Below are 15,737 nucleotides of genomic sequence, written 5' to 3'. Positions count from 1 at the left end.
GACCCTGTATATCAGATAGTTAACCTTTTATTCCATACTTCTTAATGTAAACTTAACCTAAACATAATTTGTTAACAAATGTTAAACGGTACAATAATTGTTGAATAATACGTTAATAAGTGAAGAAATGTAATAAAAATATTACGAAGGAAGAATTAAACATATAATACACGTGAAGAAACTCAATTTATCAATTTTAAAAGCAAGTATCGTTTTGTTTAGTTCGATCAGCATCTTTTCTAGCTGTTCGGAAAGCAAATCCAAAGAAAAAGAAAGTAACAAAGCATTAGCATTACCCGTGTATACCGTAAATAAGGAAGACGCTGTAACGGTTAAGGATTATTTAGGAACGATTGAAGGGAAAGTGAATGTGGATGTGCGTCCGCAGGTGGAAGGCCTTTTACAGGAAATCTACGTGGACGAGGGTGTTTTTGTGCAAAAAGGGCAGAAGCTCTTTAAAATCGACCCTTCTTTTTACCAAGAGGACCTGAATAATATGGTGGCAAGCCAGCAGGTGGCGAAGGCAAAATTAAAGAATGCCAAATTGGAAGTAGATCGTTTGAAGCCTTTGGTGGAAAATGAAGTTATTTCTGAGGTGCGTCTAGCCTCAGCCGAAGCCGATTACCAAGTCGCCAAAGCAACATTGGATCAAGCTACTGCCGAAGTGCGTTCGGCACAAATCAGTAAAGATTTTACCGTTATTACCGCACCTGTGAGCGGCTATATCGGACGTATTCCGAAACGCATCGGTAACTTAGTGAGCAAAGGAGATAAGGAACCCTTAACTTACTTATCAGATGTGCAAGAGGTATATGTATACTTTGCAATGAATGAATCGGATTTCCTCTATTTTTCTAAAGCGCAAGCCAAGAAAGATAGCTTGGAGGGCCGTCGTTACGATAAAACCAAGAAATTAACCTTCCCTGAAGTGACCCTGGTGTTGGCCGACGGTGAAGAGTATAAGTTTAAAGGCATTGTAGATGCGGTAAATGGTCAGGTAGACCGTACCACAGGTGCGATTTCTTTACGCGCCTCCTTTAAAAACTCTGATAATATACTGCGCTCCGGAAGTACCGGTACGCTGAAAATTTCAGAGGTGAAGGATGATGTATTGCAGATTCCTCAAGTAGCAACCAGCGAGTTGCAGGACAAAACCTTTGTGTTTGTTGTGGATAAAAACAATACCGCGCAACGCCGTAACATTAGCATAGCCGGTAAGAGTAAAGCGAATTACATTGTTTCGGAAGGCCTGCAAGAAGGCGACAGGGTGATCTTAAGTGGCTTTGATAAGCTAACCGATGGTTCCGCCATTATGCCTATTGAGCAGAAGAAACAATAAGTAAACAGAATACAGAGCCGATTCGCCACGCTCCCAGCGTGGCTCAGGCTTGGTCAATCTAAATAGCATTTATGTTAAAGACATTCGTAAATCGACCAGTCCTTGCGACGGTTGTATCTATCATATTAGTGATCTTGGGTTTAGTCGGCATGAAATTATTGCCGGTGACCCGCTTTCCTGAAATTGCCCCTCCTAGTGTGGTGGTGTCCCTGAGTTATCCGGGAGCAACCGCAGAAACGGTTGCTAAATCCGTGCTTCTGCCAATTGAAGAGGCTATTAACGGGGTCGAGAATATGACCTATATCCGTTCTACGGCTTCCAACTCGGGTTCTGGAACTGTAACGGTTTATTTCAAAACAGGAACCAATCCAGATGTGGCCTCGGTGAATGTGCAGACCCGGATTTCTAAAGCCATCAGTTCCATTCCTTCCGAGGTAAACGAAGCAGGGGTAACGGTGATGCCGCGGCAATCCGGGGTCATCATGACCATTAACCTCTTCTCTGACCATCAGGACAGTATCTACGATGAAACGTTCTTGCAAGCCTATGCACAGATTAATCTGATGCGGCCACTCTTACGGGTGGATGGGGTAGCACAGGTTTCCCGCTTAGGAGCGCGTGACTACGCCATGCGCTTGTGGTTAAACCCCGAGAAATTAGCCCTCTATAATTTGGTGCCTAAGGATGTAACCGATGCGATTAAAGATCAGAACTTTGAAATTGCACCGGGTAAATTTGGGGAAACCTCGGAGGAGGCCTTTGAAACGGTTATTAAGCATAAGGGGCGTTTTACCCAACCCGAGGAGTTTCAAAATGTGGTGATAAAAACCAATAAAGACGGTTCAGTGCTCTACCTGAAAGATGTAGCCCGCGTCGAATTTGGAGCCACCAACTTAAACTCCGATAATAAGGTGGATGGCCACCCCGGCTTAACCTTAAACCTGACCCAGACCTCGGGTTCCAATGCACACGATATTGATGTGGAGGTGCGCAAGGTATTGGAAGAGCAGGCCAAGACCTTCCCCAAGGGTATACATTACGAAATAACCTACTCCGTCAGGGATCAGATCGACGAGTCGATTTCCCAGGTGAAGCATACCTTATTTGAGGCCTTTATCCTGGTATTTATCATTGTATTTATATTCTTGCAGGATTTCCGATCGACCTTGATTCCGGCGATTGCAATTCCGGTATCCTTGGTTGGTACCTTCTTCTTCCTGCAACTCTTTGGCTTCTCGCTGAACGTATTAACGATGTTTGCCCTGGTGCTGGCGATTGGTATTGTGGTGGATGATGCCATTGTCGTCGTCGAGGCCATACACCAAAAGATGCATCATACCGGCTTAAAAGCTAAAGCAGCCACTTTATCGACGATGTCGGAAATTACTTCGGCCATTCTATCGATTACTATGGTGATGGCGGCGGTATTCTTACCTGTTGGTTTTATGGAAGGCCCTGCGGGGATATTCTATCGACAGTTTGCCTATACCTTGGCCACGGCGATTTTGATCTCAGCCTTAAATGCCTTGACTTTAAGTCCGGCACTCTGTGCGCTCTTATTGAAACCGCCACACGATGAGGAGAAGGAAGAAGCGAAGAAAACAACCTTCGTAAAATATAAAGATCGTTTTTTCAAAGCCTTTAATACGGCCTTCGATAACTTCACCAATAAATACCTGGTTGGGGTGAAATACCTCATCAAGAAAAAGCATGTGGCCTGGGCTGGTTTAGCCTTGGTTACGGCCTTGGGGGTATTTATGATGAACCGCTCACCGAAGTCCTTTATCCCGACGGAAGATGATGGCTTTATTACCTATAACCTGGCCATGCCAGCAGGAGCTTCCCTGGCCCGTACCACAGAGGTATTGAAAAAGGCCGATAGCATTTTGCGTAGACATGAGGATATTGCGGGGATGACCTCCGTATCGGGCTATAACGCCTTAGATGCGAGTTCCTCGCCGGCCTTCGCTGCGGGTTATATCAATTTGAAACCGCATGCCGATCGGGAGAAAATAAAAAATATTACTGCATTTATGGATACCATCCGTCAGGATCTGTCGCAGCTCCATGAGGCCAAATTTACCATATTCCCGAGACCCACTGTACAAGGTTTTGGTGACTTCGCCGGTATCGAAATGGTGTTGCAAGACCGCTTGGGTGGCGATATCCGCGACTTTAACGTGGTGGCAGATACCTTTATCAGTGAGTTGAACCAACTGCCGGAAATCGGGAATGCCTATACGACCTTTAAATCGAATTTCCCACAATATGAGGTGAATATCGATGTGGTGAAAGCAAAATCATTAGGGGTAAGTATCAATGCTTTGATGTCGACCATCCGTTCTTACTTTGCCCGGGTGCAAGCCAGTGACTTTAGCCGCTTTGGCCGCCAATACCGCGTATATGTGCAGTCGGACTTTGACTTCCGTAAGGATCCGGAATCCTTTAACTCTATTTTCGTGCGGAACGACCAGGGAAAAATGGTGCCTATTAATACCATCTTGACCTTGGAGAAAATCGTCGGTCCGGAAACCATTACCCGCTATAACCTGTACAATGCTATAGCCGTGAATGCCGAACCGGCAGAAGGCTACAGTACCGGTGATGCTATGGCCGCCATTGAACGCCATGCCGAAGAAAAACTGCCAGGTAACTATGGTTACGAATGGACAGGGATGAGTTTTGAGGAAAGCCAATCCGGTTCGCAAACCGTATTGATCTTCGCCTTGAGTATTTTATTTGTGTACTTCTTGCTGGCCGCGCAGTACGAAAGCTATATCCTGCCATGGGCGGTATTATTATCTGTTCCGGTAGGTCTTATCGGGGTTTATGGTACGATTGCGGTTGTAGGCCTTCAAAACAACATCTACGTGCAGGTAGGATTGATCATGTTGATAGGACTATTGGCGAAGAATGCGATTTTGATTGTGGAGTTTGCCGTTCAGGAAAGGCAGAAAGGCCTCAGCATTATCGATGCGGCAATTAATGGGGCTAAGCTACGTCTGCGTCCGATTTTGATGACTAGTTTGGCCTTTGTGGCCGGATTAATTCCATTGATGTGGACGGTAGGGCCATCGGCCATCGGAAATCATTCCATCAGTTTCTCGGCAGCAGGAGGGATGCTCTTCGGGGTTACCTTCGGTATTTTTATTATACCGATGCTGTTTGTGGTCTTTAAGTCCTTGGATGAAATGGTACGTAGTAAAATTAAAACGGAGGAAGAATAATGAAGAAAATAAGCATAACGAAACTCAGTATAGCAGGATTATTTGCGGCTATCTTGCTCATTCAGAGCTGTAAGGTAGGTCAAAAATATGTGCAACCCGAATTGAATGTCCCGGAAAGTTATCGCGGGGATACCTTAACGTATTTCGGTGATACCACCAGTATCAGTAAGACGACTTGGAAACAGTTTTTCCATGACCCTACGTTAAAAACATTAATCGACTCGGCCTTGGCGCATAATTTCGATATGAAAACAGCCTTGTTGAATATTGAAATTGCCAACAAGGAATTGCGTCGGAATAAATTGGATTATTTACCACAGGTGGATATGGTTATTGCCGGAGCCAATAGGCAATGGCGCTCGAAGGACTTTGGTTCAGCGCCTTCCTCCAAATGGTACGAACATAAGGGCAGCAAAGCACCGGAGTCTATGTTCAGCTATCTATCGCAATATGGAACAGAAGTAGGTTTCAATTGGGAAATCGATATCTGGGGAAAGATAAGTAATGCCAAAGATCAGTTATTAGCCGATTACCTGAATACTCAAGAAGCAAAGAATGCGGTGCAAACCCAAGTGGTGGCCAGTGTGGCCAAAGGTTATTTTAACCTGCTGATGCTGGATGCTAAGATTGAAGTGGCCAAACGAAACGTGCTATTAAATGACAGTACCCTACAAATGATTAAACTGCAATATGAGGCCGGAGAAATTACCTCCTTAGCGATTCAGCAAACGGAATCACAGCGCCTAATTGCTGCTTCATTGGTTCCGGAATTGGAACGTCAGATCGTGATTCAGGAAAATGCCTTACGCGTATTGTCGGGAATGATGCCCGATGAGATCCAACGTGGAACGAGCTTTGAGCATCTTTTTGCAGAAAATAAAGATATCTCCTTAGGTGCGCCTTTGGAAATTGTAAGAAATAGACCGGATATCCGCAGTGCGGAATTCGATTTAATCGCGGCCAATGCGCATGCGAACATCCAACAAGCCATGCGTTATCCTGCCTTAACCTTAGGAGGTTCATTGGGGGTAAATGCCATGCTTCCGAAAAACTGGTTTAATATTCCAGGGGCTTTATTGGGTGGAATTACCGGCGAACTAACGGCACCCATCTTTAAAAGTAAAACCTTAAAAACCAAATGGGAGATTGCGAAAATTGAACGCGAGAAAACGGAGCTTGCCTTCCAGCAAACGGTAGTAGAAGCTGTTTCTGAAGTGTCGGATGCCGTAATCACGGTGGAGAAATTACGCGAGCAATTGGATTTTGCGCGCCTGCGGGTAGAGAACTCCGCCAAGGCAGTGCGTAATGCAAACCTTCTATTTAAAAGTGGCTATGCGACCTACCTAGAAGTAATTACGGCCCAAGGAAATGCCTTGGATTCGGATTTGGCCTTAGTAGAACTGCGCCAGTCGCATTTAGAATCCTATGTGGATCTATACCGGTCTTTAGGCGGAGGCTGGCGTTAATCGCTGCTGCCTGAGACCTTAACGAGTCTTCACTGTATCGTATGATACACTTCCTTCATCTTTGCCCTTATGAGTTTCGGGACAGATGTTAAAGATGCAGATGCCCGGGAGAACCGGGCATCTCTTTTTAGGGGCTTATCGGAAATTGGGACGTGAGGTAAGTGGAGAAAAGGACCAGGGGACAGAACACAGGATAATCAGGTAGATCCAGATGATCCGTTTCCAAAGGTAGCTAAAGGCAGGGCTACCGATTTTCTTTTTCGCGATAATGGTGAGCACATTGAACAGGAGGATCCCTAAGGTCATCATGCTCATATGTTCGAGGCCGAAGAATCGTAATTGTCGGTTTTTGAGGTTCGCGGGAAGATCCTGCCAGAAGCCCATGCTGATGGGGCTGCTGCAATAGAGCAACCAGCCTAAGAGGAGTTGGATATTATAGAGTAGGGTGAAGCCAAGCAGGAGCTGCCAATCGGAGGCTTTAAAAATCCGCTTGTATTTGTGTTGCCAATAAATCCAGAGCAATTGAATCAGCATGGCTATCAGGACAAGCCAACGGTAATAAGAATGGAAAATTAACCAGTGTGAATAATTCATGAAGGCAGGCCGGGCAAATACGATATGGAATTAGGAACGCTGTAAGTCTTTGATATAGGCTAGTAAAACAATAGCATGGTTAATTTTGGGGTCTTTGGCGCCGTATAAGAGGGTGACAGGCTTATCTTCGGCGATATGCATAATGCGAATAACATCATCTTGATGGGCATCCAGTTCTTTTTTGTACGCGACTTTAAATTCCTCAAAACGATCGGCTTGATGGTTGAAGGCTTTTCGCAATGCGGTGGAAGGTGCTACTTCTTTATTCCACTCATCAAGATGAGCTTCGGCCTTGGCGATGCCACGGGGCCACAGGCGGTCGATCAAGATGCGGTAGCCATCTGCGGAATCGTAGGGCTCGTATATACGTTTAATGTGAATCTGGAGCTTCATGTTGTTTTGTTCTTCAACGCTCGGCAAAGGGAAAATATTGCCGGTTTAGGCAAGGGGTCTTCCTTTTTGTTCGCGGTAGTAGGCGATTTTATGTTGGAACATTTCGGCCATGCGCGAGCCTTGCCATTTCGCACGATCGGCTTTCTCTCCTGCATACAGTTCATCCACGGTTTGGTGAAAAAGACCTACCCAAGTATCAAAATGAAATTTATCGACCGGCATATGCATATGAGGAGGGAAGGGGCTGCCAAAATAGGTGTGCTCTTCTAATAAAACGGTTTGCCAGAAACGGTACATTTTCTCGAGGTGTTCCGGCCAACGATCTTGGATGATACCATCGAAAATAGGGCCTAACAAATCATTCTCGCGAATTCGATCGTAAAAGGTATCGACCAATACTTTAATATCGTCCAGTTCTTGAATATCTTGTTTCATTTTATATCGGTTAATGCGTTTTTAATACGCTTTCCCCCGCAATCACATCGGTGGCCAAGTCGTATACCGTGCTGCTTTCCATCATGCTTTTCAATTCTTTACGAATTTCGACAAAGCGATGGTGCATCGGACAGGGGCGCTTTGCATTGCACTCGCGCAGCCCTAAAGCACATCCTATAAACAACTCTTCGCCATCAATGGCTTTGACGATATCGGCAAGTCTTACCCCGTGGATTTGTTCTTCACTCATCTCAAATCCACCATATGGGCCTTTCACAGATTTTAAAATATTGAATTTCGTCAAGGTGCCTAACACTTTGGCGGTAAATGCTTCGGGAGTAGCCGTATGCTCGGCAACTTCCCCAATTTTGACACGCTTACCATCCATTGATTGTGTTGCTATATACAGAATAGCTTTGAGGCCGTGTTCACAGGCTTTGGAAAACATAGTTTATTACGCTAATTATCTATCAAAGATAACCGATAGATTTGTTATTCAGACTGTTTTGTCCTAAATATATGTTAATGTGATGCAAATATGACGATAAAACCTTAGTAAACTAGGTTTCCCCGGTGAATAAGGTGTTTTATTTCGGGAACACGTGCTACGGTTTCTGCGGAACAACTGGCTTCCACGAAGACAAAGTTCGCCACATCTGCAGGTTTTGGCCATTGCTGTTTTCCTTGGTCATCAAGGGGCAAGATATTACCTGTTGCTAAGGCTAAACTTCGCGACAGCATAAACTCATTGCCAAAGCCATAAAGCTGCGCCATTAAACAGGCTTTTTCCAGCACAGAGCCTGTCCCATAAATGCTCCAAGGATCGATGATACTATCATTACCTGTTGCCACCTTTACCCCGTATTTGTACAAGGTTGGGATTGGCATGATGCGACCGGCCATCGGAATGGTGGAAATAATACCTATTTGCGCTTCAGCCAGTTTTTCGGCCAAGGGTGCCAAGGTCGTTGCTGGAAGCGCGGCTAAAGCAAAACAATGGCTGAGGAAGGTTTTCCCTTTTAAGCTGGGGTTTTCCATCGTCTTTTTAATGAGGTATTCGATGGTATCTACGCCCGATTGTCCCGATTCATGCAAATGGATGTCGATGCCTTTTTGATGATCTAAAGCCAATTGTACCGTGAAATCGATGGGTTTTTCAATACTGCCATCAATGCTATAGGGATCCAATCCGCCGATAAAGTCAATATCCATACTTGCCGCCTCCTTCATAAAAGGAACGGAATCGGTATAATAGAGACCATGTTGGGGAAAGGCAACTAATTCGGCATCAAAGCCCGCTTTTTTATGTTCCAGTGCCCGCTGTAGATTCTTGAGCGAGTCTAATTTAGAAGTAGGCTCGATATTCACATGACTACGCGCAAAGGAAGATCCCTTGGACTGCAAGAGCTCAATGAGTTTCTCCGCCCGCTCGGTGGATGTTTTAAGCATCTCCGGTAAGATTTCCTGTTCCAAGGCAATCATGCTTTTTACACCTCCCGCTCTGCGCTTGATGATCTTCCAAGGGCCACCATAAAAGGTTTTATCCAAATGGATATGCATATCCTTAAATGCGGGTAACATCAGCATGCCCTTGGCATCAAATGCTTTCGCCTGCGGGTCGTTCGGAAGAATGGCCTTTATTTTTCCATGCTCCACAGCAATACAAAAAAGTCCTGTTTCAGTGGCAGCTACTTCGTTGCCATCGAAGGAAAAACCGGTTTCCAACCGTACGTTTTTCAAGAGTTGCAAGTTGTTATTTTCCATAGGGTTAGGTCTTGCTGCCGGAAGCTGGCCAAGGAGCGGCGCAGTTCCTAAACCTGCCAAACCTAAGGCTCCCTGCTTCAAAAAATCTTTTCGGGAAAGGGGAGAATCGTTCTTCATGTAAAATAGCTGTGTGATAGAATTCCTAAAAATAGGAAATTCTACAGTTCTTCGTAGCCCGGAAAGTGTGTCGATACGATTTTTTTCCACTCCGGATGCTTTTTGATAAAGGCATAAACAAATGGACAATAAGGAGATACTGTTTTTCCGGCATCCGCAATAAATTGCAGTGTTTTTTCTACCAAGGCAGACGCTGCGCCTGTACCTGCCAGTTCTTCCGGAGATTCCGTATGCACTAAAGCGTAATTACGAGAGGTTTCTTTGTATTCTATAAAGGCGGTATGGCCTTCATATTGCAGTTCAAAGCGACTTAATTCTTCGTTTTTTGTGAGTGTAATGGGTTCGAATTGTTCTTTCATGTGTTCAATTTTTATGTTGTTAATGAAAGAACAAGTTCGGCATCATTTTGTGTGTATGCATTGACCTAAGATAAGAAATTTCTAGGCTTCGGTATGATATAAAGCTTCGAATTCTCTTTTGTATTTTTCTAGGATTACCTTGCGTTTCATTTTGAGGGTAGGGGTTAACTCGCCTTCCTCAATCGTAAATTCATTGGACAGGATAATCGGTTTTTTGATTTGCTCCCAATTTCCAAAATGCTTATTCGCTAATTGCACTTCCTTATTGATTTTGCGAACGATTTTCTCTTGTTTTAAGAATTGCTCTTTTGGTAAATCTCTAATCTCAGGAGCCTCTGTTTTACTCCAATCAATCAAATGGGCATAGTTCGGAACAATATAAGCGGATGCAAATTTCTGACCATCCCCAATCACCATGGCTTGCTCAATGTAGTTGGACTCCAATAGTTTTTTCTCAATAGGTTGTGGGATTACATACTTCCCACCGGAGATTTTAAACATCTCTTTCTTGCGGTCGATGATTTTTAAGAATCGTTCTTCTTCCCAAACCCCAATATCACCTGTATGCAACCAGCCATCAATAATGGTTTTATCGGTTTCCTCTTTGTTTTTATAATAGCCTTGCATCACATTCGGGCCTTTCACCAAGATTTCGCCATCTTCAGCAAGTTTTATTTCTACATATTTTACGGCTAATCCAACGGTGCCCACACGTGTTCCTTTCAGGTAATGATTTACTGAAATTAGCGGCGAGGCTTCGGTCATGCCATAACCCTCAAATAAGGGCACTCCAGCCGCCAACAATACACGCGCAAGTTTGGCCTGCAAGGAGGCACTGCCTGATGCCACGGTCTTTAAATGCCCGCCTAGGGCCTCGTACCATTTATCTAACACCAGCTTTTTAGCAATGCTTAATTTGATGTTATAAAGGAAGCTACGGTTTTCGGGATTAGGGTCGTATTCCTCCGCGACGCTGACAGCCCAGTCGAAAATCTTACGTTTCGTTCCGCTAAGATCTAAGCCGGCCTTCATAATCTTTTCGTAGACTTTCTCTAGGATGCGAGGTACCGCCGTCATAATATGTGGCTGTACTTCCTTGATATTTTGGCCTATTTTATCCAGCGACTCGGCAATATGCGTAGTAATACCGATATAGAGGTAGGTATAGATTACCATCCGTTCGTAAGCATGGCAAGGGGGTAGGAAGGTTAAGGAGCGATCGTAGGCCTGACAAGGGGTAATCTCGCGGGCCGCTTCCACATTGGCCATAATGTTGCGGTGGGTAAGCATCACTCCCTTTGGCTTTCCGGTTGTGCCGGAAGTATATATCAATGTCGCTAAATCTTCTGCTTTGACCTGATCACGCAGTAAACTCAGTTGCTCATTGGAGACCTCGGTACCTAAAGCATTGATTTCGTCCCAATGCCGGATGCCCTCGACCTTTTCCATACAGAATACGTATTTCAAGGTATAAATAGAATCCTGAAGACCCATGATCCGATTATACAAGGATTTATTGCTTACAATGCATAATTTGATTTCAGCATCGTTGAAGATAAATTGGTAATCGGCATCGGTAATATTCGGATAGATGGCCACTGTGACGCCGCCAATCTGTTGGATGGCGAAATCGACGATGTGCCATTCGACACTGCTGTCGGCAATCAATCCTACCTTTTCATTTGGCTTTACACCCAACGCAATCAATCCTTTCGATAAAGCATTGACTGCTGCTAAAAACTGTTCTGTTTTTATAGGTTTCCAGGCTCCGTCTATTTTATGTGAAAAAATATCCAGGTTCGGAAAAAGTTCAACCTGCCGAAAAGCAAGGTCGAACAATCTTAAATTTTCGTCCATTTCCATTCAAATTTGCTGCTGTCCAAGCCAGCAGTCTTCCTCCATCGATTAACAATAAGTAAAGGGAAGAAGTTTGCAAAAATAAAAAAATGTTAAATTATTAAGGCTTGATTTTTACGAAATTGATAATAACTAACAGAAACCTCTCTGGGTTGAGTATAAAGACCTATTTTTGTGCTCGCCAGATATTATTTGGCAAAAATGGCGATTTTGTCTTTTGATTTGAATTTATTTAAGTTTGTTTAAACTAATTGTAAATGAATTATTATAATAATCCGGTAGTTGCTCAACTGCCCAAGCACCTGTTGAAATTCATTGTGCTTCAATACTATGATCGATATACTTCGATTGATCAGGCAGTATGGCGTTATGTGATGCGACAGAACTATGCTTACCTCCGCGATATTGCCTATTACCCCTATATTCCAGGGCTTACCAAAGCAGGCTTGACCATTGAGTCGGTTCCTGATTTGCAAGCCATGAACGATGCTTTAAAAAAGATTGGCTGGGGCGCTGTAACTGTCGATGGCTTTATTCCGCCATCCGCGTTTATGGAGTTTCAGGCCTATCGGGTATTGGTGATTGCTGCGGATATTCGGAGCATCGATCATATTTCCTATACACCGGCACCCGATATTATCCATGAGTCTTCGGGCCATGCGCCAATTATTGGAGAACCGGAGTATGCAGACTACCTGCAATACTTTGGCTCGGTCGGAACTAAGGCCCTCAGCTCGGGGAAAGATATGGAGCTGTACGAGGCCATCCGGGAGCTTTCCATCGTGAAAGAAAAGGAAAATGCGAGTGAAGCGGAAATAAAAGCTGCAGAAAGTAAGTTTGAAGCGATTTCTAAGGATATGGGGGAACCTTCGGAAATGGCTTTGCTGAGCCGCCTGCATTGGTGGACCGTAGAATATGGTCTTATTGGCACCTTAGACGATCCTAAGATCTATGGTGCGGGCCTGCTGTCCTCCATCGGAGAAAGTGCCAATTGCATGCGTCCGGAAGTGAAGAAATTGCCTTATACCTTAGCGGCTATTGATTATGCCTATGATATTACGCAGCCTCAACCGCAGCTGTTTGTTACGCCTGATTTTAAACAGGTTTATGCTGTTTTGGATGAATTTGCGAATAAAATGGCCTTCCGTGTAGGAGGTAAGGAAAGTGTAGCCAAGGCAATTGACAGCAGGCAGATCTGTACCCTGGTTTATAGCTCGGGCTTGCAGGTGTCTGGGCAGGTGGTAGCCTTTGCTGAAACGGATGAATTTATTGGTATTAAAACCTCCGGGCCTACCGCATTGGCTTTTGATTATAAACAATTGGAAGGGCACGGAAAGAGTTACCATAAGGATGGCTTTAGCTCGCCTGTAGGTAGATTAGCGGGGCTGGATAAACCTTTAGAGGATTGTTCTTTAGCTGAATTGAAGGCCTTAGGAATTGAAGAGGGTGCTTTATGCGATTTGACCTTTGAATCAGGTCTTCATGTGGTTGGCCAGGTGCAAAGTTTAACCTTCCGTGGCGATAAACTCCTCTTGATAAGTATTACCGATTGTACGGTAAGGGGTGAGGATGGCCATTATTATTTCTTGCCAGAATGGGGGACTTACGATATGGCTATTGGCGAACGTATTGTTTCGGTATTTGCCGGTGCAGCCGACAAGGATGCCTTTGAAGGTGAATTGCAGGAGAACGACTATAATCCATTGAAAGTGGACTACTCTGACCGCAGCAAGCAGCTGCAACAGGTCTTTCAGCATATTCGGGAGGCCCGTGAAAAGAAGGTTGATTTCGAGTTTCTAGAAGCACAGCTCGAACTATTAGCGCCGGAACATTCCGATAACTGGCTTGCTGCCTTGGAAGTGTTTGAGATTGCCCTGCATCAGGATTTAGAAACCTTGGCCAAGCGTGCGGAGGATTTCCTAATCCAACAGCTTAGTTTACATCCGGAATTAACGAAGTTGATTCAAGATGGCCTTCGATTGGCCAAGGATAAAAACATCAGCCTGACGTTAGGCTAATAATAATACCTGCCAGGCGAAATCTATTTCGCCTTGGTCTAAAAGCTGGGCCGCATAGCGGTGCAGCTCATTTGTTAATTGAACTTTATCTTGTGCCCACATACTCAACAGCTGTTGAATGTGGGCATCGTTTTTGGCGATGTCTGTTTCCTCCGGAATCGCTTCAATATTAGCGAGCAAGCCCAGTTGATTGCCCGTTAATACCGTAGATAAGCGAATGTGCTCGGGTAATTGGTCGACCCCGATGCCTAATTTACGTAGGGGTTTGGGTACTTCAAATAGATTATCCTCCGTCACCCGGCAATACCAGTTTCCTCCTAAGCGAGCAACCAGATCTAAGTCGGCTTGGTTGACTTCATCCTGCTCGTTTAAGAGGTGATGCTTGACATGCATGCAAAGCACTTCCGCAATGACTAGGTTACCCGCTCCGGGGCCATCGGCCAATGGAATAACCTGCCTTACCTTGCACTCTAACTGTACTGGTGATTCCGCAACGCGTGGCGGTTTTACCTTTTGCGACTTGATGGGGGTTAAGCCTGCCTTTGCAAACTCGTCAATGCCTTTGGCATATTCCGTGCTGGCTAAAGATTGCTGCTGCACTATATCGTAGTTTACAATATTGATCACCACCTCATCGATTTCATGGATATTATCGAGGGTATGTTTTGTGGAGCCATCGCGCATTCGCCGTAGGGGCGAGAAGACACAGATTGGCGGGTTTTGCGACATGTAGTTGAAATAACTAAATGGACTTAAATTGACCTGCCCATTTTTATCGACCGTGCTGGCGAAGCAAATCGGTCTTGGCGCAACGGCATGCTTTAATAAATTATCAAATACCAGTCCGTGGGTACTCGGTTCGAAGGTTTTTGTATCAAAGTTTTGCATAAGTATATAACGGCTAATCGTTTATAATTGAGGGGCTAATCGTACTTCATTTTCTAAGACTCCGAGGCCAGTGGCTTCCATGCGAATGCGATCGCCTGGTTGCAACCATTGTTCTTTGTAATCGGGGTTCTGACGCTTGCCGGTACCATTCAGCTCCAAGAAGCATCCGGTACCCACCGTTCCAGAGCCGATTACATCGCCCGGATAAAGGTCTACCCCATAAGAAATGCGTTCAATGATTTCAGCAAAGGTCCAGTTCATGCTGGCTAAGGTACCTGAGGAAACAAGCTGATCATTGACATAGCATTGCATGTTTAAGTTATAGAGCTCTCCGGTATGTCCGGCAGGTGTTTCTACCAAATAGGGGGCTAACTCATCCTTGCTAACCAGCCAGGGACCTAAGGCCGTAGCAAAGTCTTTCCCCTTGGCAGGGCCAAGGTTCAGCTTCATCTCCTCCATTTGCAGGCGGCGCGCACTCAAATCGTTCATAATCATATAGCCGCCAATATAGCTATCGGCATCAGCAGCTTGGATATTGCGACCGGCTTTATTAATAACAACGGCAATTTCCAGTTCAAAGTCTAATTTGTCGAAATGATCGGGCATGCATTCGATCAGGCCGGGGCCAGATACCGCACGGTGGTTGGAGAAGTAGAATACGGGAAATTCATCAAACTCGGGAATCATAGGCAAGCCGCGGTTAGCACGGGAGGTTTCTACATGCTGCCGAAAGGCATAAGCATCCCGAAGGGAGGCCGGCCGAGGTACGGGTGATAGCAAGGTAAGTGATTGTAGGTTAAGTCCTTGACTCAAAGATTCCTTATCTTGGCTAAAGATGTCGAAGGCATGTTGTAATTGTTGCCATCCGGCTTCTCCTAAATGGAGAAAGGCGTCCATTTGCGTGGGTAGATGGGTTGCAATTTGGGAGATAGGGTATACTTTTTCTTCATGGAAGACACCTATTTCTTCAGCCTGTTTGCTTTTAAATGTTACGATTTTCATAATGGATTTCTCCAGTTTATATAATATTTACAATTGGGTCTATTATTTGTTGGGTATTTGAAAATGAAAGGGCAAATAATAGAATTATTCTGTATAGTGCTGTAAATATAAAATAAAATACCGTATATTTGAGTAATACAATAACCATTTATGAACATCTGCGATTTACATATCGTCTTATTTGCGCAAGGCATGATGCCCCTTACGAAGGCATTGATTGCTGAAGTGGTGTTCGCACAATACTAATACTTTCCTCTATAATTTCTTGTATATATCTG

Annotated in this window: 13 protein-coding genes; 4 read left to right on the top strand and 9 right to left on the bottom strand. The window is 44.6% G+C overall.

All coding sequences use genetic code 11. The annotated features are described in order from the left end of the window. Positions 1-172: 172 nt before the first annotated feature. The 3 genes from GQF63_RS00645 (at position 173) to GQF63_RS00635 (ending at position 6,032) form a co-directional block, all read left to right on the top strand. Positions 173-1,339 carry an efflux RND transporter periplasmic adaptor subunit gene (locus GQF63_RS00645; protein WP_343031024.1) on the top strand — a complete coding sequence of 389 codons (1,167 nt, stop codon included), beginning with the start codon at positions 173-175 and terminating at the stop codon, positions 1,337-1,339. Between the two features lie 71 nt (positions 1,340-1,410). After that, the gene (locus tag GQF63_RS00640) at positions 1,411-4,566 is read left to right on the top strand and encodes an efflux RND transporter permease subunit (RefSeq protein WP_160367169.1); all 3,156 of its coding nucleotides are present in this window, start codon (positions 1,411-1,413) and stop codon (positions 4,564-4,566) included. Beyond that, the gene (locus tag GQF63_RS00635; RefSeq protein WP_160367168.1) at positions 4,566-6,032 is read left to right on the top strand and encodes an efflux transporter outer membrane subunit; all 1,467 of its coding nucleotides are present in this window, start codon (positions 4,566-4,568) and stop codon (positions 6,030-6,032) included. The genes GQF63_RS00640 and GQF63_RS00635 overlap by 1 nt, the downstream gene beginning before the upstream one ends. A gap of 135 nt (positions 6,033-6,167) precedes the next feature. On the opposite strand, the gene GQF63_RS00630 is transcribed toward GQF63_RS00635, so the two are convergent. From GQF63_RS00630 to GQF63_RS00600, 7 genes are all read right to left on the bottom strand, one after another. Further along, entirely contained in the window at positions 6,168-6,626 is a 459-nt protein-coding gene (locus tag GQF63_RS00630; protein ID WP_160367167.1) for a hypothetical protein, read from the bottom strand. A 30-nt stretch (positions 6,627-6,656) separates the two neighbouring features. Further along, complete coding sequence (locus tag GQF63_RS00625; protein ID WP_160367166.1) at positions 6,657-7,019, bottom strand: DUF488 domain-containing protein; 363 nt, start codon at positions 7,017-7,019, stop codon at positions 6,657-6,659. 45 nt (positions 7,020-7,064) lie between these two features. Then, on the bottom strand, positions 7,065-7,454 hold the full coding sequence (locus GQF63_RS00620; RefSeq protein WP_160367165.1) for a group III truncated hemoglobin: 390 nt from the start codon (positions 7,452-7,454) through the stop codon (positions 7,065-7,067). 10 nt (positions 7,455-7,464) lie between these two features. Then, complete coding sequence (locus tag GQF63_RS00615; RefSeq protein WP_160367164.1) at positions 7,465-7,902, bottom strand: RrF2 family transcriptional regulator; 438 nt, start codon at positions 7,900-7,902, stop codon at positions 7,465-7,467. A gap of 104 nt (positions 7,903-8,006) precedes the next feature. Beyond that, positions 8,007-9,335: an amidohydrolase gene (locus tag GQF63_RS00610; RefSeq protein ID WP_160367163.1), complete on the bottom strand. Its 1,329-nt coding sequence runs from the start codon at positions 9,333-9,335 to the stop codon at positions 8,007-8,009. A 41-nt stretch (positions 9,336-9,376) separates the two neighbouring features. After that, entirely contained in the window at positions 9,377-9,694 is a 318-nt protein-coding gene (locus tag GQF63_RS00605) for a GNAT family N-acetyltransferase (protein ID WP_160367162.1), read from the bottom strand. 81 nt (positions 9,695-9,775) lie between these two features. Then, a complete protein-coding gene (locus GQF63_RS00600; protein WP_160367161.1) occupies positions 9,776-11,551 on the bottom strand; it encodes an AMP-dependent synthetase/ligase in 1,776 nt (591 codons plus the stop codon). Positions 11,552-11,808: 257 nt separating this feature from the next. On the opposite strand from GQF63_RS00600, the gene GQF63_RS00595 reads away from it, so the two are divergent. Continuing rightward, entirely contained in the window at positions 11,809-13,569 is a 1,761-nt protein-coding gene (locus tag GQF63_RS00595; protein WP_160367160.1) for an aromatic amino acid hydroxylase, read from the top strand. Here GQF63_RS00595 and GQF63_RS00590 read toward each other — a convergent pair. Beyond that, positions 13,561-14,457: a flavin reductase family protein gene (locus GQF63_RS00590; protein WP_160367159.1), complete on the bottom strand. Its 897-nt coding sequence runs from the start codon at positions 14,455-14,457 to the stop codon at positions 13,561-13,563. The two genes, GQF63_RS00595 and GQF63_RS00590, sit on opposite strands and share 9 nt — an antisense overlap. 21 nt (positions 14,458-14,478) lie before the next feature. Then, a complete protein-coding gene (locus GQF63_RS00585) occupies positions 14,479-15,459 on the bottom strand; it encodes a fumarylacetoacetate hydrolase family protein (RefSeq protein WP_160367158.1) in 981 nt (326 codons plus the stop codon). Positions 15,460-15,737: the final 278 nt, after the last annotated feature.

This window comes from Sphingobacterium humi, assembly GCF_009768885.1.
GTDB lineage: Bacteria > Bacteroidota > Bacteroidia > Sphingobacteriales > Sphingobacteriaceae > Sphingobacterium > Sphingobacterium humi.
Note: the sequence above shows the minus strand (reverse complement) of the source record. Positions and strands in the feature narration are given on the sequence as shown.